The organism is Acinetobacter towneri (assembly GCF_017498585.1).
Taxonomy (GTDB): domain Bacteria; phylum Pseudomonadota; class Gammaproteobacteria; order Pseudomonadales; family Moraxellaceae; genus Acinetobacter; species Acinetobacter towneri.
Genome location: NZ_CP071767.1, coordinates 26,490 through 48,863 on the forward strand (window position 1 = coordinate 26,490; position 22,374 = coordinate 48,863).

At 39.0% G+C, this 22,374-nt stretch carries 13 protein-coding genes and 6 pseudogenes; 10 read left to right on the plus strand and 9 right to left on the minus strand.

Annotated features, from left to right (window positions below; genetic code table 11):
- Positions 1-14: 14 nt before the first annotated feature.
- Positions 15-386, minus strand: a complete 372-nt coding sequence (locus J4G44_RS12620; protein ID WP_000354814.1) for a helix-turn-helix domain-containing protein — start codon at positions 384-386, stop codon at positions 15-17.
- A 31-nt stretch (positions 387-417) separates the two neighbouring features.
- Positions 418-720 (minus strand): type II toxin-antitoxin system HigB family toxin, encoded by a 303-nt coding sequence (locus J4G44_RS12625; RefSeq protein ID WP_154320130.1) that lies wholly within the window; start codon positions 718-720, stop codon positions 418-420.
- Positions 721-1,110: 390 nt separating this feature from the next.
- Here J4G44_RS12625 and J4G44_RS12630 point away from each other — a divergent pair, with 390 nt between their 5' ends.
- Complete coding sequence (locus tag J4G44_RS12630; RefSeq protein ID WP_094069354.1) at positions 1,111-1,314, plus strand: hypothetical protein; 204 nt, start codon at positions 1,111-1,113, stop codon at positions 1,312-1,314.
- 22 nt (positions 1,315-1,336) lie between these two features.
- Here J4G44_RS12630 and J4G44_RS12635 read toward each other — a convergent pair whose 3' ends face one another.
- Together J4G44_RS12635 and J4G44_RS12640 are read right to left on the minus strand one after the other, a co-directional pair.
- Positions 1,337-2,218 (minus strand): hypothetical protein, encoded by an 882-nt coding sequence (locus J4G44_RS12635; protein WP_179989051.1) that lies wholly within the window; start codon positions 2,216-2,218, stop codon positions 1,337-1,339.
- Positions 2,219-2,285: 67 nt separating this feature from the next.
- On the minus strand, positions 2,286-3,839 hold the full coding sequence (locus J4G44_RS12640; protein WP_167846514.1) for an esterase-like activity of phytase family protein: 1,554 nt from the start codon (positions 3,837-3,839) through the stop codon (positions 2,286-2,288).
- Between the two features lie 474 nt (positions 3,840-4,313).
- Between J4G44_RS12640 and J4G44_RS12645 the strand changes: the two are divergent.
- Positions 4,314-5,141, plus strand: a pseudogene (locus J4G44_RS12645) (TonB-dependent receptor domain-containing protein); the annotation flags it as partial.
- Positions 5,142-5,409: 268 nt separating this feature from the next.
- On the opposite strand, the pseudogene J4G44_RS13645 reads toward J4G44_RS12645, so the two are convergent.
- Both J4G44_RS13645 and J4G44_RS12650 read right to left on the minus strand, forming a co-directional pair.
- Positions 5,410-5,496: pseudogene (locus J4G44_RS13645) on the minus strand (HNH endonuclease signature motif containing protein); the annotation flags it as partial.
- 38 nt (positions 5,497-5,534) lie between these two features.
- Positions 5,535-6,767, minus strand: a complete 1,233-nt coding sequence (locus J4G44_RS12650; RefSeq protein WP_094069408.1) for an ATP-binding protein — start codon at positions 6,765-6,767, stop codon at positions 5,535-5,537.
- A gap of 335 nt (positions 6,768-7,102) precedes the next feature.
- On the opposite strand from J4G44_RS12650, the pseudogene J4G44_RS12655 reads away from it, so the two are divergent.
- Positions 7,103-7,405 (plus strand): annotated as a pseudogene (locus J4G44_RS12655) (transposase); the annotation flags it as partial.
- Here the strand turns inward: J4G44_RS12655 and tnpA are convergent.
- Positions 7,390-7,728, minus strand: coding sequence for an IS66-like element accessory protein TnpA (gene tnpA, locus J4G44_RS12660; RefSeq protein ID WP_154320127.1), 339 nt, complete (start codon positions 7,726-7,728; stop codon positions 7,390-7,392). The pseudogene J4G44_RS12655 and the gene tnpA sit on opposite strands and share 16 nt — an antisense overlap.
- 305 nt (positions 7,729-8,033) lie before the next feature.
- Between tnpA and J4G44_RS12665 the strand changes: the two genes are divergently transcribed.
- The 6 genes from J4G44_RS12665 (at position 8,034) to J4G44_RS12690 (ending at position 20,867) form a co-directional block, all read left to right on the plus strand.
- Positions 8,034-9,791 (plus strand): ShlB/FhaC/HecB family hemolysin secretion/activation protein, encoded by a 1,758-nt coding sequence (locus J4G44_RS12665; RefSeq protein ID WP_154320126.1) that lies wholly within the window; start codon positions 8,034-8,036, stop codon positions 9,789-9,791.
- A gap of 86 nt (positions 9,792-9,877) precedes the next feature.
- On the plus strand, positions 9,878-16,921 hold the full coding sequence (locus J4G44_RS12670; RefSeq protein WP_179989050.1) for a two-partner secretion domain-containing protein: 7,044 nt from the start codon (positions 9,878-9,880) through the stop codon (positions 16,919-16,921).
- A gap of 18 nt (positions 16,922-16,939) precedes the next feature.
- Entirely contained in the window at positions 16,940-17,560 is a 621-nt protein-coding gene (locus J4G44_RS12675) for a hypothetical protein (protein ID WP_154320123.1), read from the plus strand.
- Positions 17,561-17,796: 236 nt separating this feature from the next.
- Positions 17,797-18,872, plus strand: a protein-coding gene (locus J4G44_RS12680) for an IS3 family transposase (protein WP_179991387.1) whose coding sequence is annotated in 2 segments (ribosomal slippage) — positions 17,797-18,049 and positions 18,049-18,872 — 1,077 coding nt in all. Because the reading frame shifts where the segments join, the coding sequence is not laid out codon by codon here.
- A gap of 98 nt (positions 18,873-18,970) precedes the next feature.
- Positions 18,971-20,359, plus strand: a complete 1,389-nt coding sequence (locus J4G44_RS12685) for a hypothetical protein (RefSeq protein WP_179991388.1) — start codon at positions 18,971-18,973, stop codon at positions 20,357-20,359.
- On the plus strand, positions 20,349-20,867 hold the full coding sequence (locus J4G44_RS12690) for a hypothetical protein (protein WP_179989170.1): 519 nt from the start codon (positions 20,349-20,351) through the stop codon (positions 20,865-20,867). Before J4G44_RS12685 ends, J4G44_RS12690 begins: the two co-directional genes overlap by 11 nt.
- 120 nt (positions 20,868-20,987) lie before the next feature.
- Here the strand turns inward: J4G44_RS12690 and J4G44_RS12695 are convergent.
- Both J4G44_RS12695 and J4G44_RS12700 read right to left on the minus strand, forming a co-directional pair.
- A pseudogene (locus J4G44_RS12695) lies at positions 20,988-21,251 on the minus strand (integrase core domain-containing protein); the annotation flags it as partial.
- Between the two features lie 33 nt (positions 21,252-21,284).
- Positions 21,285-21,761 (minus strand): annotated as a pseudogene (locus J4G44_RS12700) (transposase); the annotation flags it as partial.
- Between the two features lie 490 nt (positions 21,762-22,251).
- Between J4G44_RS12700 and J4G44_RS13650 the strand changes: the two are divergent.
- Positions 22,252-22,353 (plus strand): annotated as a pseudogene (locus J4G44_RS13650) (phosphoribosyltransferase); the annotation flags it as partial.
- Positions 22,354-22,374: the final 21 nt, after the last annotated feature.

The following is a 22,374-nucleotide window of genomic DNA, read 5'->3' on the forward strand; positions in this document are numbered from 1 at the left end:
TTTGATTCGCAGCACTATAAAGCGCGAACTTGCGGTGGCTTGATCAGCGACTCTGCTGGAATACCTAACCCTTCATGAAGTTTCCAAATCATTTTTAGCGTGAGTGATCGCTTATGGTTTAGGATTTCATAAACACGATTGCTTTTACCTATCATGGGTTCAAGATCTTTAACGGTTAAGCCTTTGCGCTCCATCTCAAACTTTATTGCCTCAACAGGGTCTGGCAAATCCATTGGAAAATGCTTTGCTTCGTAGGCCTCGACTAACGTAACCAAAATGTCCAGCTTTTCGCCTTCGACGGTATCAGGCTCCGCCATCATTAGGTTTTCGATGTCGTTTAATGCCGCGCGGTAGTCGGCATCTGTTTTAATAGGTCTGATGTCCATTATATTTACCTCTTGTTACTACCTTTTGGCTTCAAATCGTTTGTACATCAATTTTATCGTATTGCGCATGGCTGCCGATAAACCGTATGTAAACCACTTTGTACGCATAATTGATCCAAGCAACTAACCGGTATTTATTACCGGCAATGTTAAACACGACACGCCCATCTTTGAGGATGCTGGCATTTCTAAAGTCCTGTTTCACATCCGCCGGTGCTCCCCAATCAGCGTTTAATGCATGCCTATACCAAGCTAACGTTGGCTCTTTAGCGTCAATGTATTCTGAGCTGTCTTCCCAAAATGTTTTTAAGGTTGATAGTGCGATAATTCTCATAAATAGATATTAGTCCCAATTTGGGACTTTTGCAAGTTTGGTATTCTTGATGCGGTTAGGAGTTGTTACCGCATCCCCAATTGCCCCATTCCTTGGGGCGGTTCACATCCCTCTTATTCACCCTCTTAAGCTCGGCATATCAAGTGTTGCCCCATTGTCCCAACTGCCACGGTAAGTGATCAAATGGGGGGCTTGCTATTTTCGCCTGATGGGCCTTTTCGACATGCGGCTGCGTTTGCCATCGAAGAAGGCCAATACTCTGAACCAATAGAGTGATTCTTCATACCCCAAGCTGTGCGTTGGACGTGCAGGCGGGATGAGCCCCAGTTTGCGTCCTAAACTGACAATCACGTAGAAGCGAACGGAAAATACCTATACGAGCCTGAAACTGTGGCTGAAGTTGAGCATATTCTAGGTGCTGTTGTTGTTCTATTAAGACAGCCGATTTATTCACTCGGTTTAGGCTGTGTGATTAATGTGTTTAGAACAGCCCAAGCTTTAAATATTGGGCTTGAAATTGGGGCAGAGAAGGATAACTTGTATCTCAAACCTGATCTGACAGTTACCCATTTTTTATTGTTTCTATCAGGTTAAATTTTCTAGATGTGTATGAAGGCTAATTGCAGAAATTTGATTGATATTGGTACACAAACTGAGTCTTTGTTGCTGTCGAAGTTGGTGCATTATATTGGGTTAAACCTTTTAAAGCACTGAAGCTTAAAGCAGCACGATCAACTACTTTTCTTGTGAAATTCGCATTGGGATCTGAATATTTAAACGAAATTTCTGCTAAAACAGGTTTTAGACTACCGTAAGGCAATAGGGTATACCATAAACTTAACTCTAAATCTGCATCGAATTCACCTAAATCAATCGTTGCACCACTATATTTTCGTTCATAGATAGTTAGACCACCAACTTGATTCAGGGCTAGACTATTATTAAAATTATAGTCATTTTTGAAGCCAGTAAATAGAATATTGATATCCTCAAAATCGTTAATGGTTCGCGAGGTTGGTACGGTTGTTGACTTGCTTGCAACTACAAGGAAACTCAAGTTATCTTTACGAGTAATGTCATCTTCTAGCTTAGTTTTTGCGCCTGATACATTGCTAGTCAAATCTTTGAAGTCAGCAATATAATGGTCATATCCACGATACTTTAAAGTTACTTCTTTTGTACCATTTTCATTACGCTCTCTGAAGCTGTATCCCATATTTTTTAAAGTACAGCTTCCTTGAGTATCGTAAAAGCGGATTTCTCTTTGTGTATCAAAGATCATAGCACCAGTTACGTCACGACTGATTTTATTTTCAATCGCATTTTTCACCGCTGAAAAATAGCTATTTATGCTGCTTGCTTCATTTCCATAATTAAAATTTATGGGATCTAATAGTACTTTGTATTCGCGAGATGTGGCTTTGGGAGATGCATAGCTCAGCGATGGTAGCACTGTAATTGCCAAGAAAGTTATCAAAGCCGATTGAGTTATTCTCATTTTTCTCTCTAGACAAAAGTTGAATTTAAAAAGCCCAAAAGTTTTAGCTTTTGGGCTTCATTCATTGTTATGGGTTGAAAAGATTTAACTTATCGGCAATATATAAGGTAGGTGTATCGACACGCATGCCCACATTATCCAAATACTTTTGCTCTAAACCATTGGTTGTCCAAAGACCCATGTCATCATCATTCACAATGCCAAGAGTTTGTCGGTTAATCAACCATAGACCTTCCATTTTGTCATGCGCATAACTTACACGTTTACCCATATCCAATACCAATGTTTTACTTACTGGCTGAATATTTAGTGCTTGTAATGCTTCCCATTTTTTATCGTTATTGATGAAATATTGCTCGAGGGTTTTACCTGCAATCGTTAAACCAAGTTTAGGATCTTGCACTAGATCGCCCTGAGTTGCGATATCCTCCAAATTGGTAGCATCCTTCAGATCAATACGATAAACATGTTTCATGATATTCGGATCGTCTTTAAGGAATTTGCCATCACGTTCCAGTACTAAAAACTCATGATCATTAATCGCAATAATAGCTGAGTTTGAGTTAGCATCAATTTCTTGACGATAGAGATACTGAGCAACTTTTCCTGTTTCAAGATTGATCGTCACAATACGTGTTAAGGTTGATTTATTAACAGCTTTAGTCGGTAAGTCCATTGTCGATTGCATAATCCCAACCAATGTTTTTTGGTCAGGTGTAATAGTTAAACCTTCCATACCACGGTTGGCACGACGATAACTAAATTCTTGCGGTAAAGTGAAGGTATTGCGCACATCATTTACAAAAGGATTAATACGACCAATTTCTTTTCCATTGGCATCATAGTGCACAATGTGAGGACCATATTCATCACTCACCCAGAATGTACCATCATTCAATGCTGCCAAACCTTCAGAATCGAGACCGTAATCATCAAGTTTGATAGGGTTCGTTATTGGGTCATAAGGCTTTGATGGATCTTTAGCGATGACCTTGCCATGAATATCGTAAGGTGTTTCGCCTGTACCACCTAGTGCAGCAGTATTCGGTAATCCACTAATATTATTTCCATCACGATCTTTTAATAAAATCGTTTTGATGAGTTTGATTGAGCCATCATCTTGTACCTCAAACAACCCAATTTTAGGTATATAGTCTGGCATTGGAAAAATCTTACCAGCACCATTCACGCCATCATTATAGTCAGCATTTGGGCCACGATCTGTGATTGCGTAAAATTGTTTATTGTTCGTAGGATGGGCAGCAACATCAGAGCCAAAGCCACCCTGTCGAAGTGTAAATGCACTCGCAATAGTTGTTCCATTCGCCTTAAAGCTTGTTAAGTTTTGGTAAGGCAATGCAACCCCTTGGGCAAATAAGTTTGGACCACACTGGATGGAGCTTTGCTGGATTTCATTCGCATCCAACTCACCATTTTGATTTTTATCCAAACCACTTTCAATACGTGTTCCAGCACTCCAGCAATCATCATTTCCAAGTACTAAAGGCGTCTGTTGAATCAAACTATTCAATCCATTTTGACCATTGTCCCCATCATCAGTACATGCGGTTAATAAAATTGTCGAAGCTAATAAAGCTAAGGTTAGTGGTTTTTTTTTCATTTTTTTGAAGCATCATGTTTAAAAAGCTTCATCATAAGAAGCAAAAATGACAATTACATGAATGAAATATGATCAATGTAAAATTTTAGCAAATTAAAAATATCAGTAGTTTGTGGGGGTTATATCTAGGTTTTCTTCATTATTTATCAAATGTGGTTTGAGGTAAAATTAAAATAAAACTTTAAACTGCCACAGTATTCTAGATATAAGCAGCCTTATTATGAAGCTGTCTCATAGGGCAGGGTTATACCAATGCTAAGTTTGAAGTGATTGAATCATCCTACTTACTAACGACACAATGTGACGTGTCGAAATTTATGTTTATTGAAAATTCCCCCAAATAATTTAAATTACTGTAATATTTTCCAATAGTTAAAACATTGCTAGTAGCATCATCAACTTAAATGTACTGTGTTGCAGGTAATAGAATTAAGACATCAGAAATAGCTTCAGCACCATGACTAAACCACAGGCAATGGTGATGACAGTGGTTCAACAGATTATCAAAAGTTACTTCCAACTGTCGCTTTAGGCTGGGATATATTACCTGAGCTTTATACTTATGCTAGCTATGGCAAAGGCTTCGAAACACCAACCTTTACCGAGATGGCCTATCTTACAGTAGGGACTTCAGGCATTAACTTTAATTTAAAACCTGCGACCAGTGATACCGTAGAACTTGGCTTAAAATCGCAGAATACCTTAGGGTTATTTACTTTTGCTGTATTTCATACTGAAACTAAAAATGACATTGTGCCTGACGATGCCAATGGCGGGCGAAGCACATTTCGTAATGCAGAAAAAACCTTACGTGAAGGCTTAGAGTTATCGTGGCAAAAACAGCTCTGGCAAGCACTCAATATTCGAACCAGTTATAGTTATTTAGATGCGACTTTTGATGCTGATATTCCAGCGACCACAACCAAACCGCTGATACAAAAAGGAACATATATTCCAGGTATTGCCAAGAATCAAGCTTTTGTAGGCTTGGCATGGCAACCTGAGCAGGGATTTCAGGCAGGCTTAGAAGCACGTTATATGGACAAGATTTATGTCGATGATATCAACTCTGATACTGCACCAAGTTATACGGTCGTTGCGGCAAATGTTGGCTATTTGTGGGTCAATAAAGACTGGAAAGTAAATACTTATGCACGACTAGATAATTTATTAGATCGAAACTATGTGGGTTCCGTGATTGTCAATGATAGTAATAATCGTTTCTTTGAGCCCGCAGATAGACGAAATTTTAATGTTGGACTATCGATAAAAAAATATTCTAACATAGGCTTTGTTGCATAAATACATAACCAACTGATTTTGTTCATTAATTTTTAGGTTGAAATTCATACAAACCTATTTAAATCAGAAGCTTACAAAATCTTTATGCAACAAAGCCGTGGAACAGCCACAAATAAACTCAGTAATAAATTTTTAAACATATTAATCCCCCGTTAAGTAACGGATTATAACAGCCGTAACTATCTAATCACATGCAAAAAGTAGCCGTTTCGCCTTTTCCTGTCCTCACATGATGCAAGCGGACCATACATCTTAATCAGATAGAAATCGAGTCGAGGTAAATCAATCCATCACAAATGGAGCAGAAATTATGCTTGATCACACTCTTGGTTAATGCTGAAAAGTCTTTGAGTTTTAATTAATAAATAAGTGTATCCATGTCTACCCTCAACTTTACTTATTTTCAGATAGCAACCAATCGAGAGCACTCATTTTTACAATACCATTATAATTCGCTTCAGTCCCTATCGTGTCTAAGGTAAGCAAATACTTGGGATACGAATCAGAAATTTTCTGTAATGGACGTAACTCTCGGCTGAGTGTCTCCTCATTGAGCGTTTCTAATGCCACCTGATAATAAGTTAAATTCTGTAAAGTATCGACAGCAACAAAATCAATTTCATATTCATCAACCCGCCCTACATAGACCGTATAACCTCGTCTGACAAGCTCAAGATAAATCACATTTTCTAAGATATGACCTTGATCAGCATTAGCATCAGGCAACATAATCCGGCGCAATCCGACATCAACTAAATAGTATTTTTCAGAGGATTGTAATAACTCACGCCCGCGTACTTTAAATTGTGCGGCACTATAAAATAACAAACTGTCCTGTAAGCCCTGAATATAGCGTTTTACTGTTTCAAATGAAATTTTAACCCCACTTGAAACAAAGGTATTTTTAATTTTATTGATGGAAATAGGTGAGCCTGTCACGCTTGCCAAATATCTTGCGACACGCTCGAGAGAGTTAATATCGGCAGTATTCAAACGGGGAATAACATCTTTAAACATTACACTGGCATAGACTGCTTGCAAGTAATCATAAGTTTCCTGCTGGCTAGTCATGGCAAGCGTATAAGGGAAACTACTGCGCGTATACATGGCATACAAATCACGATTTGATAATTGTTGGATGATCGGATTATTTTCAATATGCCACTGTTTAAATTCTTGGAATGACAGAGGTAGAACATGTTGCTCGATATAGCGTCCTGTAAGTAAAGTCGCAAGTTCTCCACTTAGAAAGAATGCATTTGAGCCTGTAATATATAAATCGATATAATCCCGAACATATAAAGAGTCGACTACTTTCTCAAAATTTGTAACATGTTGTATTTCATCTAAGAAAACATAGTTTTTTTTACTTTTATCAACTTTGGACAATACATAATCATGTAGTTTACGGTAATCGGTGAGTTCTTCAAATTCCATAAATTCGAAGTTGATGGCAATGATGTTTTCGGCTTGTACACCCTGTGCTTTTAGGATTTGTTGAAACATTGCCAATAAGGTGGATTTTCCAGAGCGACGCACACCTGAAAGTACTTTAATGACATCACGGTCTTGCCATGTATTCAGAAATTTTAAGTAGCCATCACGTCGAATATTAGCGCTTCTCATTATTTACACTTGGAATCTAAAGTTTTAATAAATTATATCAAATTTTAGAACGTATATGTAAATATATTTAATTTTAAAAAAAGTTTAAGGTTAAGTGAAACATTCAAAGCTGCTGTTGAAGTATACGGATAGTAAATGTAATAAAAATCCAGATTCTATCTTTTTTGACTCTGTACACGACAAAAAACCTAAATATGCCTAATATCGTATCTGGGTCTACTCCTTAGATGAGCAATGGTGATGCCTTGTTTTCGGATTTGTTGAGACTGTAAATAAAACTATGTAAACGCTTAAACTCCCCCAACGTTGTTGGGGTCAAACAAAAGGTGTTTACCATGAAAGATGAAGCAATGTTGGCACTCGCTAAAGAGTTAGCCAAGAACCTAAAAACCGAACTCGATCTCAATAATTTTAGTCGGGCTTTAAAGAAATTGACTGTTGAAACTGCCCTTAATGCGGAACTCACCGACCATTTAGGTTACGAAAAGAATAGTCCACGAACAGGTAAAAATGCTCGCAATGGTTACACAACGAAGCGTCTACTGACTGATGATGGTGAGTTTGAACTAGATACCCCTAGAGATCGTGAGGGTAAATTTGAGCCACAGCTTATCAAGAAAAATCAGACCCGTATCACAAAGCCAATTTCTGCTTTTGAGTGAGGTAAAGCAATTTGAACCGTTAACATATTAGTAGAAATAGGATCTAATGGTGCAGAGCAGGATAAGGCAATAAATGCAGGTTTATTCGGTGGTGGTGAGCGATCATTCTTTGGTTTACCATCAAATAAGCGAATCCATTTGGATACAAGATTTGCATTCAATCCATGTTGCAAAGCGACCGAAGCAATTGAAACGTCAGGTGCTTTACAAGCCTGAACGATCTGCTGTTTAAATTCAGCACTGTATGTTCTTCGTTTTTTCGCTAGAGATGCGATGGATGTCTGATTATTTGTCGTCATAAATTTAAGTCCCCACTTGTTTTTAAGTGGGGACTAAATTAAGGCTTATAGGATGAATTCATAAGGTGTGTTCAGCGGACGCTTACGAAAAAACAGCCAAGTGCTCATATGGTACAGTTATATCAAGAACAATGGTCAGATTGGCTATCAACGACACATGTGGCAAGTGAAGGTGTCCTGCAGAATGAAAGTTAAGTGTCTATTGAGGGGTACAATCTAATGGGAGAAATTGAAAAATAAAATACCATTGAATATTTGGTCATTATTTGTTAATTTCTGCGCAAAATTTAACATGCAATAAATTTATGTTCAAAAAAAATATAGTATTAAAAAGTATTTTGCTTACTTTGGGTGGTTTTGTTGTTACTCCTTTTGCATTTGCAGAAACATTTGATCCAGCGATAGATGGTTTGATTCGAAACCAGCAGCGCCAAGCAGAACTAGAAAAAATTATACAACCAGAACGTGATGTTAATTTAGATGTCATCCAAAAAAAAGAAGCTGTACAACTTACCGACCTTGAAGATCAGAATTGTTTTGAAATCAAGACAGTTGAACTTGATGGCGAAATGAGTAAGCATTTTGATCAATATGTGCAACAAGCGTTAAAAGATTTAAGTTTTACTCCAGGTTTATGCATGGGTGAGCAGCGAATTAATCTGTTGATGACGCAAACGCAGAACATCATCATTGGCCGAGGCTTTACTACGACACGAATATTGGCTGCACCTCAAAACTTAAGTACAGGCGTATTAAAACTCACCGTCATTCCGGGATTAGTTCGAGAAATCAAACTCGATTTAAGTGATGAGGAAAATACCCGAGCAGGCCGAATTCAATATGCCAAAAATATCTTTCCAATGAAGAGTGGCGATATTCTCAATTTACGTGACTTAGAGCAAGGCTTAGAAAACTTAAAAAGACTGCCTACAGCGGAAGCTGATATTCAAATTATTCCTGCAGATGCGCCCAATCAAAGTGATGTTATCGTCAAATGGAAACAGCGAAAAATTCCAATTCGCGTGACCTTAAGTGCTGATGATGCCGGTAGTCGTCAAACCGGTAAATACCAAGGTAACATCACCGTTTCAGTCGATAACCCTTTATTTAGAAGTGACTTATTTTACGTCACCATGGGCCGTAACTTAGCAGATCAGCAAGAGATTACGGATCAAAATGGAACCACTGTGAAGAGCGGAACCCATAACTATGCCCTTCATTATTCAGTCCCTTATAAAAACTGGCTGATCAGCGCCAATGCGAGTCGATACAATTATGACCAAGCTGTTGCAGGCACCAATAATGTCTATAACTATAATGGAGAAAGTCAGACTCAAGACTTAGGCTTGACCCGATTGCTTTATCGGGATGCCAAGCGTAAAACCTCAGCGACCTTGAAAGGCTGGCATCGAGAATCTAAAAGCTATATTGATGATGCCGAACTGACCATACAGCGCAGAGATGTTGCGGGTTGGCAGTTAAACCTTGATCATCGTGAATATATTCAATTTGCAGTGCTGGATTTGAGTCTAGGGTATAAGCGAGGCACAGGTGCATTCGATTCATTACCAGCAGTTGAGGAAGCGCTGAACGAAGGTACATCACGGATGAAGATCTGGACGCTAGATGCCAATCTGAATGTTCCGTTCCAATTTGAGAACCAGCAATATAGCTACTCAAGTGCCTTTAGAGCGCAATACAATGACACCCCGCTGACCATCCAAGACCGGCTTTCCATTGGTGGAAGGTATACAGTACGCGGTTTTGATGGTGACCTAACCCTAGCAGCAGACCGTGGCTTCTACTGGCGCAATGATTTAGCCATGTCTATTTTTCCCGCACATCAATTCTATATGGCCTTGGATGCTGGGCATGTTGATGGTCAATCTGCCCAATGGCTTTTAGGTAAAACCCTTGTGGGTGGTGCGATGGGGCTACGTGGTCAATTTAAGGTGGGTGGCACTTTTTACTACGATATATTTATCGGTAAACCAATCAAGAAGCCTGAATATTTCCAAAATTATGATTTGAATTATGGTTTTAGTGCCAGTTATTCATTCTGATCTAAAGAAAAGTACAAACTAAAAAATGAGCTCGTAGTATTAAAGCGAAAAAATCTCCCAAATAAAGACACATTGGTAATTGAAAAATGAATAAGAACTGCTATAAAACGATTTTTAGTCAAACCCGTGGTGAAATGATTGCTGTTGCAGAAAATGTCGCAGCTGCAGGACAAGCCTCAACACAGAATAATAAAGCGGTTGATCTTGAAACACCAGTCGTTGCTTCTGAAAAAAGTTTAGCTTTAAAAGTTCTTTCATTTTCATTGATGCTGATTACAGGCACTGCCCTGATCAATGCATCTATTGGTGTATCGCACAGCAATGTTGTTGCAGACTCGAATGCGGCAGGCAATCAGCGTCCAACGATATTGAACAGTGCCAATGGCACAACGCAGGTGAATATTCAAACCCCAAGCAAAGCTGGGGTATCGGTGAATCACTACCAGCAATTTGATGTGAATCAGAACGGTGTCATTTTAAATAACAGCCGCCAAAATACTCAAACGCAGCTTGGGGGTTATATCCAAGCCAATCCGTGGCTTGCAGGCGGTGAAGCCAAAGTCATTGTTAATCAGGTGAACGGCAGCAATCCAAGTCACTTAAATGGCTATGTAGAGGTCGGTGGACGTAAAGCAGATGTGATCATTGCCAACCAAGCTGGGATTAATGTCGATGGTGGCGGTTTTATCAATGCAGGTGGGGTGACTTTAAGTACCGCCAATCCGAATATTCAAAATGGACAAGTGACAGGTTATCAAGTCCGTGACGGGGTGATTAACATCACAGGTCAGGGCTTGGATGCCAGTAAAGCCGACTATACCCAGTTACTCAGCCGTGCTGCACAGATCAATGCGGGGATTTGGGCTAAAGAATTGACGGTGGTTGCTGGACAAAATGATATTGAAGTTAATCCGCAGGCTGGTGCGATACAGGCGGCTTCGGGGTTGGCAGGCACTGTGCCACAGTTTGCCATTGATACCAGTCACTTAGGCGGAATGTATGCGGGCAAAATCAGTTTAATCAGTACCGAACAAGGGGTTGGGATTAACAATGCAGGGCAAGTGTTTGCTTCAGCCGGGCATATTAAAATCAGTGCCAATGGCGAGCTGCAAAATAGCGGTGCAGTAGTTGCAGAAAATAAAGTCGATAGCACCCCAGCGAGTTTAAATCTTCAAGCAAAAGATTTAAACAATAATGGCAAGATATTAAGTCTAGGCGATCAACGCATTCAGGCTGAAAACGTCAACAATACCGGCCTCATTAATAGCCAAGGTTTAACTCGTATTGATGCCAGTCAAGGCATCCAAAACGTGGGTACAGGTCAAATCTATGGTGACCATATTGCCCTGCAAGCCGCGCATCTTCTCAATGCAGAACAGCAAACCAATGGCGATGTCAAAGCAGGCACGATTGCGGCACGTCAACGCTTAGATATTGCAGGCGGAAAAATTGAAAACCGAGAACAAGCCTTAATTGCCAGCGAAGGTGCGCTGACTGTTGGTGGACAACTCAATGCAAACCATATGGCAGAAGGCTCTGCCGCATTATTAGACAATGCCAGTGCACGTATTCAATCCGTGGGTGATATGTACTTAGGCGTGGATATTTTGACCAACCGAAATTTGCATTTCAGTTCAAGTGTCAAAGAAATACCAGAAACCCGCAAAGATGTGACCGCTTATCAAGGTGCTGGAAGCGCTGAAATTCTTGATTCATCGCATATTACAGGTCGTGGCAGTTATGACAGCATTTATCTGGATGGTCAAAAATATGAAGACTATACCCGATATATCTACAACCAGTACGAAACCCAACACTATGTGGATTCCAGTGCACCAGCGGAGATTATTTCAGGTGGCACACTGACGCTAAAAGGCCAAAGCCTGACCAATGACAAGAGCCAAATTCTAGCGACGAAAGGCATTAATATTGAACAAAATGAAGTGAATAATATTGATGCTGAGGGTGAGCATCGTGTGATTAAAACGGGGACATCACAGTATCACTATGTAGGTTGGAATACATTAGGTACAAGTAAACGAAGTAAGTGGAACAGTGTTAAACCCTATAATCCAGCTGATATCGTAACGCCAATAAAACTTGATGTGGTGAAATATGATGGTGCTCACCAAGGCACATTAAATGGTGATACCTCAGAACTCAGCTTACCGCTGCAATCCTTATACAGCGTTAATAAAGAAAATAATAACCGCCCTTTGATTGAAAGCAGCGATGCCTTTACCAATTATAAAAATTGGTTAGGCAGTGATTACATGCTGCAAATGTTCGCGACCAACCCACAAAATATGCAAAAACGTTTAGGGGATGGTTATTACGAGCAAAAACTGGTCAATGACCAAATTGCACAACTGACGGGTCAAGTTTATTTAGATGGTTATACGAACTTCGAGGATCAATTCAAAGCCTTGATGGATTCTGGGGTAAGTGCTGCCAAAGATCTTAATTTAAGTGTTGGAGTGAAGCTCTCAGAAGCACAGATTGCTCGATTGACCAGTGATATGGTGTGGCTGGTGACAGAAACCATTACCGTTGATGGCGAAAAAATCCAAGTCTTGGTACCGAAAGTGTATGTTGCGGTACAGTCGGGGGACTTAAACAACAAAGGTGCCTTGATTGCAGGCGAGACGGTCAATTTAAAACTGAGTGGGGATTTAAACAACCAAGGCAGTATTGCTGGACGCCAATTGGTGAGTCTTGAAGCCAATAACATTAATAACGTGGGTGGCTTAATACAAGGTCGAGATGTCTTTGCGACAGCACACACCGATATCAATAATATTGGTGGGACAATGACCGCCAATCAAATCCTTGCCCTTGATGCGGGCCGAGACATTAACAACATCACCACGACGATTAAAACTGAAAATAAGCACGGTTTAAGTGAATTTAGCGCTGAAAACATTGGCCGTGTTGCTGGGCTGTATGTACAAGATGCGGATGGTCAGCTGGTTGCCAATGCCAAGAATAATATCAATCTGACTGCATCAGATCTACAAAGCCAAGGTAGCATTGCGATCCAAGCGGGACAAGACCTGAATCTTTCTACGGTGAATGTCAGTCGCAGTGATTTAAGCTCAGCAGGTGACAAGGATCAGATTCTGAATGCTTCGAGTCGAGATGTAGGGACGCAGATTCAGGCGAAAGGAAATATTTCCCTGCAAAGTGGTGCCAATACTCAGATTAAAGCCAGCACCTTGAACAGTACGTCGGGCAATGTAGTGATTGATGCTGGACAAAATGTCTTGATCGAAAATGGACGAGATGAACGCAGTTCTCAGCTTGCAGCCCAAGAAAAAGGTGGCTTCTCTACAACAGATAAAAAAATCCAATCTTCGACCAGTCAATCGATTGCAACCGACATCCAATCGGGTGGCAATATCCTGATCAATAGCCAAACAGGAGATATTCAAGCCACGCACCTGCAAGCTGGTGCGAAAGACAGCATTCAAATTACGGCAAACCAAGGCAATGTAAAACTTTTGTCAGATATTGATACTGATATAAAGAGCACGGAAACAGCCAAGAAAAATACAATTCAATTTAAAAACCGTCAATCAGGATATATCGACGAAGATGTTGCACAAACACAGCTCAAAGCTGGCAAAAATGTTGATATCAATGCCGGTAAAAATATCGAGCTGCAAGCCAATGATATACAAGCTCAAGACAATATTTATATTGGCAATAAACAATTCGAACGCCAAGCGGATGGCAGTTTAAAATCCAAAGATGGTAATGCCCTGCCCGAAAATGTCAGTCTGACGACATTAGAAACCAATGATCAGCAATGGGATGAAACCCAAAAAGGTTATCGTGGCATTGCCAAAGACTTAATGAAAGTGACTGCTGTTGGCTTAGCGGGTATTGAGGCTTTAGCTCCGGGATTAAAAGCACCGAAGATCACGATCGGAGAATCATCGAGCACACGGACTGAGCAAAGAACACAAACAGGGACCGATCTTGGTGCCAATAATGTCTATGTGGGTTCAGCAGGTCAAACGACACTGACCAGTAGCAACATTGATGCACAGAACACGGTCTTAGCGGGCAAAAAAGTCACGCTCGATGCAGCAGAAGAACAACACAAAACTGTTACGTCAAACAGCAAAGAAACGGTACAAGGTCTTGGGGTTAAGCTGAATAAAGACAGCATTCGAGTGGGCGGCTTTGTACTTGAAGACGCAGAGAATACCGTTAAAACTACAGCCACAACGCATAAGTCAGGCAATATCAATACTGAAAATTTAACAATTCAAGGTGCAGAAGGTGTAGATATCCTCGGCCAAAATATCACAGCGACAGGTGATACGATCATTGATCATGGTCGAGGAAATCTTAACATAGGCGGTTATGAAAATAAAACCACCACAGAAGAAAAGACTCATACTGAAACCATCAGTACAGAAGTCGGCATTCGCAATGCCTATTTAGATGCAATCTTAGCGGTAGAAGCTGTTGCAGATGCAACTAAAGCCTTATCTAAAGCTAAAGATGATTATAGCCAAGCACAACGTGACTATGCAGCGGGTCGAATTACCAAAGGAGCCTTAGATGACAGCAAAGCCAATGTCGCAATGGCAACGGCCAATGTGGCAAGTGCACAGATTGCTGTAGGGGCAGCAGCCGCATCTGCGGCTGCAAGCAGTGCAACCTATGGCTTTACTATTGGTGCCAATGGTGAAAGGATTGAAACTACGACGACCACGAATACAGAACAAAGCCAATGGCAAGGTAGCAACTTAGATTTAAATAACCTTCAGCTTAAATCAGAAGGCCAAGACATCAATATCCAAGGCAGCCGAGTGAATGCAACAGGCACCACGACCTTTGATGGCAGCAAAGACCTCAATGTGACTGCAGGCGTCGAGCATAGTAAACAGGACAGCAATAGTAAAACCAATAGCCAAAGTGTGAGCTATACCTATGGCGGTGGCGGCAGTGCTTCAATAGGCAAGCAAACCAGCCAATCACAAAACGAAAGCCTCACCCACGTAAATAGTGAAGTTGTGCTGAATCGTACTGAAGGTGCAATAGACAAACTGAATATTCAGGGCGGTGAGGTTTCTATCGCTGACCGAGGTAATCTACAAGTAAATCAGATCCATGTAGAAAGCTTGCAGGATACAGAGACTAGCAGTAATAGCAGCAAAGGCGGAAATATTGGCTTAGGTTTTGGTTCTAACGGTAAAGCCAGCAATATCAGCGCTGGCTATAACCAAAGTAAGGGCAGCATTGACAGTGCATGGGTAAATGACACTAGTAAGCTGCTGATTGGCAATGCGCAGAACGATGCTGATCTAGATGCGATGGGTGTTAAAAATATTACCAGTATTGGTGGTGTGATTGCCAATGCGACGAAGAATGAAGACGGCACATTAACGGATCACGGTAAGCTGAACTATTCAGGCGAACTTGCGCTGAAAGACATAGAAGATCATAACTACAACAGTAGCAGTGGTTTTAATGTATCAACGACGATAGGCAAAACCACGAACAACAAAGATGGAGAAAAATCCAAATATCCAAACGGTTCAACCACCATTGGCCTTAACAGCAGTGGACAAGAAACAGAACAATTGACTAAGGCAACGATGGGTCAAGGGACTGTTGCAAATGCCTCAGACAGCACCAATCGGGACATTAATAATACGCAAGAAATTACTCGTGACCAAGTGACGGGCATGCTGGATGGTTCTGTGACGGTTGATCAGCGTTTACTGAGTAAGAGTGGACGGGCGGAGATTATTCAAGAGCAGAAGGAATTACCTGAAAATTTCCGTCAAAGTGCTGAAAATATTGTGAAGCAAATGCCTGAGGGAGAATATAAAGAGAAGGCTTTACAAAGTTTAAATAATATACAAGCAAAACTTTATAGTTTACCAGCAGATTTTGAGGGTTTAGAGGAATATGGGCAGCAAGTTGCAGGGGAGCTATTGAAAAATGGTCTTGAAATTAAAGAGGTCGAAAAGATTATAGATACAGATAATTATTGGTATGCAATTCAAAAATTATCTGCTGTCCAAGAACAATTAGATATTTTGAGTCAGAATGGTAGTGGCATTGAACAGATTCTTAATTCTGAGCTCTCTAAAGAGCAACCAATAGTCAACTCAAACTCCTTAATTAGTATATTAGCTGAAAATACAGATAGTTCTCTTGCTGTAAAAGAAACGGATTTACTAGGTTTTAAATTTTTACATGCGGCAGCAGAAATTAGTAAAAATATAGAAAAAATTTCTGTAGATAGTGGTGTTGACATTGAAAAAATACAACTTGCTGCTAGCGTGTTGTTAGGAGGGCCTGTAAAAGCAACAGCAGGATATATAGTTAATCAATTTAGTGGAGAATATATTGATTATGCTACAAATGCGGTATCAGATCATTTAGTAAAATCACTCTACGGACTTTCAGATGGTCTATATGATGATTGGAGTCGGTCTGAAAAAATTAGTGAGTTGAAACAGCTTGGACTAAGCGATGATGATTTTCAACGAAGTCTTAATTATGCGGAATCACTGCAAAATGCAAAGCTAGGTGCTACTTTTATTGTTGGTATAGCTGCTGAGACACTAATTTCAGGGAAAGGAAAAGCTAAAAATAGTGATGAAATATCAGTAAAACCTACTGTTCCTGATTATGTTACTCGTAATGATCATGATTTTTCTGCTACAGAAAATTATAAAGGTAAACCAAAAGCTTACATAAATGACAAAGGTGATTTGGTTGCTGCAAACCCTGAAGGAACAGGATCTGTTCAATCTCATATTAGAGGTGGTAATTCTGAGAATACACCATACATTTCAACAAGTGATCCAGCAATAGCTATTGATTCTAAAAATTATGGTGGTGAGCAAATTAAGATTGATACGAAGCGATTGCAGGAAGATATTGATGCAGGTAAGATTTCTGGTAGTCAGATTGTGACACATACCGAAGTTAGAAAGGAATTACAATCTAAAGTCGATGCAGCTCAGGCGAAATATGATCGTAATCCTAGTAAAAAAAATCGAGATAAATTAAGAGATGCAAATAAAGATTTGAATCATGCTATTAGAGATGGGGAATGCTTAATCAAAGGTTGTGTTCCATCAGAATACATAAAGAAATAGTTTGTAAGGAGTATAGAGTTGGAACAGAAGATTATAGACTTATTAAATGAGATTCCTGATAGTGTCAATTATACAGATATAGCAGAGGACTTAGATGCTGAAGATATTTCAGTTAGCCGTATAGAACAGTTAAGAGAATTATTAACAAATTCGGATGACTATATTGTATTCCAAGCTGCTAAATTGTTGACATTTTGGGGAGATGATTATGGTTTTAATGCTTTAACTGCATTATTTGAAAACAATAAATTAAATGGTTTTATTGATCATAGGCTAAATGGTTATGATGATACATTGCAACATGTTCTTAGAGCATTTATTCGTTATTGGGCTGATAAATCTGACCATGGTCTAGGTACCTTAACAAGAAAAAAATTGTTTCCATATATTGTCAAAATAATAGAGCTTGCTAATACTCAACCTTTTGGAATAGATTCTTTATTTGGTTTAATAATCGATGAGGACTTCAAAGAATATATTCCATTTTTAAAAGAACATTTAATTTCAATCATTGATCATCCAGAAATACATGGTTGGAAAATTCATGATGTTATTGAGTTATTTTTAAAAATTGAACCTGATTTTGTATATAAATTATTGGATGAAAAAGGAAAGACGTTAAAGGATTTTAATTTTTGAAATTAATGTATCGACCAGTATTGGTATTCCACAAAAGGGAACTAAAGAAGCTTCTACAGCTCCAAAAGGTTCAACGACCATTGGTATCAATAGCAGCGGGCAAGAAACAGAACAACTGACCAAGGCAACCTTAGGTCAAGGTACTGTGACGAATGTGAAAGATACGGTAATCCCCCCTAAAAATAATAGGATCTAAAAGTAGAATTTTCTCTTAAGATACGAGCAGGAGATTCTGCATGAAAACATCTAAATTTACTGATAGTCAGATCATGTCCATCTTGAAACAGGCAGAATCTGGCACACCTGTAGCGACCCTTTGCCGTGTACACGGCATGAGTAATGCTACCTTTTATAAATGGCGTGCCAAATATGGTGGTATGGATACATCATTAATGGCTCGACTGAAAGAGCTAGAAGCCGAAAATACCAGACTTAAAAAGATGTATGCGGAAGAGCGATTAAAGGCCGAAATCATCCAGGAAGCGATGGCAAAAAAGTGGTAAAGCCATCTTGCCAGCGTAAGATGGCACAACAGGCAGTTGCCCAGCATGCCATTAGTATTCGTTTGGCTTGTAAAGCATTTGGCATTAGTGAAACCTGCTACCGCTATCAAGCCAAACTCAGCGATGACAATGCACTCATTGCTGAACAGCTCATTGAACTCACTGAGGAAAATTCCGATTGGGGCTTTGGTTTGTGCTTCTCGTATTTACGGCATGTTGAGAGTTGCTGCTGGAATCACAAGCGGGTTTACCGCATTTACTGTGAGTTGGCACTGAATCTGCGTATTAAACCGAGAAGAAGACTAAAACGGCATGCGCCTGAACCATTGAAAGAACCAATCCGAGAAAATCAGGTTTGGTCATTAGATTTTATGCATGATCAGCTTTCCGATGGTCGCAAGTTTCGATTATTGAATGTGATTGATGATTACCGCCGCGAAGGCCTAGCCATTGAAGCAGGGTTCTCATTGCCCACAATCAGGGTTATTCGTACGTTGAATCAATTGCTGGAGTGGAGAGAAAAACCGTTAGTGATCCGATGCGATAATGGTCCCGAATTTATCAGTCACGAATTTGTGCGCTGGGCTACTGAGCATGGTATTCGTATTGAATATATTCAACCGGGTAAGCCACAGCAGAATGCGTATATTGAACGCTATAATCGGACCATACGTTATAGTTGGCTGAGCAAGCATTTATTTGATACTTTGGATGAAGTACAAGATTATGCAACAAACTGGTTGTGGCATTACAACCATGAAAGACCACATCAAGCTAACAAAGGAAAGCCACCTCTAATGGCTGCTTAACCTCTGCTTTTAACTTCGGTTATTTATGGGAGGATTACCATACCACCAACCGTGATATCAACAATACCCAAGAAATTACTCGTGATCAGACCACAGGTATGCTGGATGGTTCAGTAACGATTGATCATCGATTACTGACAGAAGCTGGACGACAGGAGATTATTCAAGAACAGAAGGATTTGCCAGAGAATTTCCGTCAAAGTGCAGAAAATTTAGCACAAGCCTTACCAGCGGGTGAGTATAAAGATAAGGCTTTACAAACACTAAATAATATTCAGGCAAGGCTTTACAATTTACCAAGTGAATATAAAGAAACGGGTGTAGTTGGTGACAAAGTTGCAAGTGAATTGCTCAAACGAGGGATAGAGCCAAAAGAAGTTGAAGCTTTATTTTCTAAATTAGATTTTTTCTATGCAGCAAAAGAGTTTAGTGAAATTCAGAGTCAACTAGATACATTAGCTCAATCTGGTGTTGATTTAGAAACGATTTTTAAACAACCTAAAATAGGCGTAAATGAACAAGAAGTAATTTATGCGAAAGGAACTGACATTGAGACAAAAGTTACGACCCAAACCACAGTTGGTATGACGATATTAAGCAATATTGCTGATTTAGGAAATAATATAAAGCAGATTAGTGAAGATACTGGAGTTGATTTAGGTACTGTTCAACTTGCGGTAGGACTAATGATTTCAGGCCCAGTCCGTTTAGCAATTGAGACAGGAAAATCTTTAGCTTTAGATAGTGCGGTAGGAGCTGAAATAGCTCAAGGATTTGATGCGCTGGCGACATCATTAACTGCCGCCGCTCATGTTACCAATTCAAATACGATTAATAATTGGACTAATTCAGAGAAAGTTAAAGAAATTGAAGCCTCAACATCTGAAAATAAATTAGATGAATTGAAATTTGCAAATGAAATTGAAAAAAATAAACAAGGTGCAGAATATTTAATTAATGCTGTGGCTGGAGTTGTAGGTGCTGGAGTAGGTAAAGGTGTCACTAAGGGGAAAGATGCTGATATTGAAATAAATCAAAAGCAATCTCTTGATGTGGGATGGGTTGATAATTATGGAAATCAAAAGAAAGTCACTGGAGATGGAACCGTGGCTAGAGATCATCAGCCGTCTAAAGCTGCATTATTAAAGAGAGCTGAAGACTTAAAGGAAGCGCCCTTAACTCAAGCAGAGAAAAATCGTATTATTAATGAAGGAATGAGTGTAACTGTACCAAATGAGGTGCATGCCGCAGGTCCAACCTATGCAGGAAAAAATAATAAAGGACTCATTGAAAATGATGCAAATGATTTACAAGCAGCACAAATTAGGGATTCTGAGGCAATGATAGATAATGCAAAAAAATTAACGCCTGAGTACGTTACAAAGTTGCAAGAAGCATGTACTACATTGAGCTGTAAAAATAATGCTGATTATGATAAATTTTTGAAAAATATTATGGATGAGGAGGCGAGAAAGAATGACAAATAAGTTTATTGATCATTTAATATCACTGTTGGGTAAGTCAAATATTGATGAAAAATTAGTTGATTTTTTTGTTAAAAATCAATTTGTGAAAAGTCAAGAGGAAATTAAATTACCAATTTATGATGAAGATGGTGATTTATTGGATGAGTATAATTTTTATATTAGTAAATATGATGAGGGATTGGGTTTTATATTTACTGATGAGTCTTTTTATTTAAATCAGGAGGACAAACCCATAACTGGTGAAAAAATATACTTAACGACTATATTTTTTTATAATGATGGTGTGGAAGGCTTTTCTCAATATAAACAAGAACTGCCATTTAATTTAAAATTTTCAATGAATAAAGCTGAAATTGAAAATATGTTAGGAGTGCCATTATTTATTAAGAATGATGATGGCGTGGTTAGAAGCCAAAAATGGAAAATTGAAGATATTCCATTTACAATATATATTTCATATAACAATATAGGTGAGATTAGATATATTTCATTAAGTATTCCTTACTGATTTAGTTAAAGTCGTTCCTACCCTATTTTGAATAAAAAAGCGGTTCTTTATTTAAAATGGAGCTACATTAATAGTTTTTAAGGTAATCCTTCAATAAATAACCGAAGTTAAAAGTAGAGGTTAAGCAGCCATTAGAGGTGGCTTTCCTTTGTTAGCTTGATGTGGTCTTTCATGGTTGTAATGCCACAACCAGTTTGTTGCATAATCTTGTACTTCATCCAAAGTATCAAATAAATGCTTGCTCAGCCAACTATAACGTATGGTCCGATTATAGTGTTCAATATACGCATTCTGCTGTGGCTTACCCGGTTGAATATATTCAATACGAATACCGTGCTCAGTAGCCCAGCGCACAAATTCGTGACTGATAAATTCGGGACCTGAGATACCGTCTTGGTAGTCAATCAGGTTTTGAGATTATTCGACCACTAAATAATCTCTTCGATAGGCAGTCTGATGTTTTAAAACGCCATAACACAGATGTATAAGCTTGCGCATTGCAGCACCTAAAGCACACATTTTATTTTTACCCTGGCTTAATAATCGTTGATATAAAGCTTCAATGTGTGGATTATATTTAATCGCTGTTAATGCCGACATATACAATACTGAGCGTATTTTACTGTCACCTGCTTTTGATAAGTGACTTTGCTTGTTGACTGAACTGCCAGACAACTGATGTACTGGAACCAAACCTACATATGCAGCAGCTTGACTTGCTTTTTCAAACTTGTGCGAATGAAATAACCCCAACAGTAATAAGCCTGATCGTTCACCGATTGAAGGAATAGTTTGCAGTAATTTCAAATCCTGTTTCAATGTTGGATCTTGATCTATGTGATTATTTATTAACTTATCAATATGTTCAAGTTGCCGATTTAAATAGGCTTTGTTGCATAAACATTTTGCAAGGCACTGATTTTTAAAGGTTTGTGAAAATTTCAACCTAAGAATAAATTTAATAAAATCATATTCTTAGGTATTTGTGCAACAAAGCCGATCCGAATCGGAAGCCAAAAAGCTTTTGGGGCAGATTATTAGGACGGAAGTGAATTCATAGTAACTGTCCAAATGAAAGAAGAATCAGTGTCCTTTACGATAAGAATATGCAATTTATCTAAGAATTATATTGCTGAATAAGCTTTTAAGAATATAGGTTTGGGCAATAAAGCCTTTAAATTCTATTACTGAATAAACCCTAAGTGGCCGATTTGGAATAGGAATGAGTGGTAGGGTGCGAATAGGAATAGGTGGTAGGTTTATGCTGGAATATGCATTGAGTCCAATCCTTGATCGTGGAGACTATTGTATTAGAAACAATAGCAGACCTAAAAGGCTTTACTGGTATCCATTGATTATTCAATAACATTAAATAGAGCCGTGAGACGTTGAAAGGCTCACAGAGTGGGAGGTAAAGTATATCCTCATCTCTCGTAAAACAGCTGACGAAGTCCGAGATAGAATCATTGCGTCAAAAAAAACGTGATATTTGAGAACTAAAAAAGAA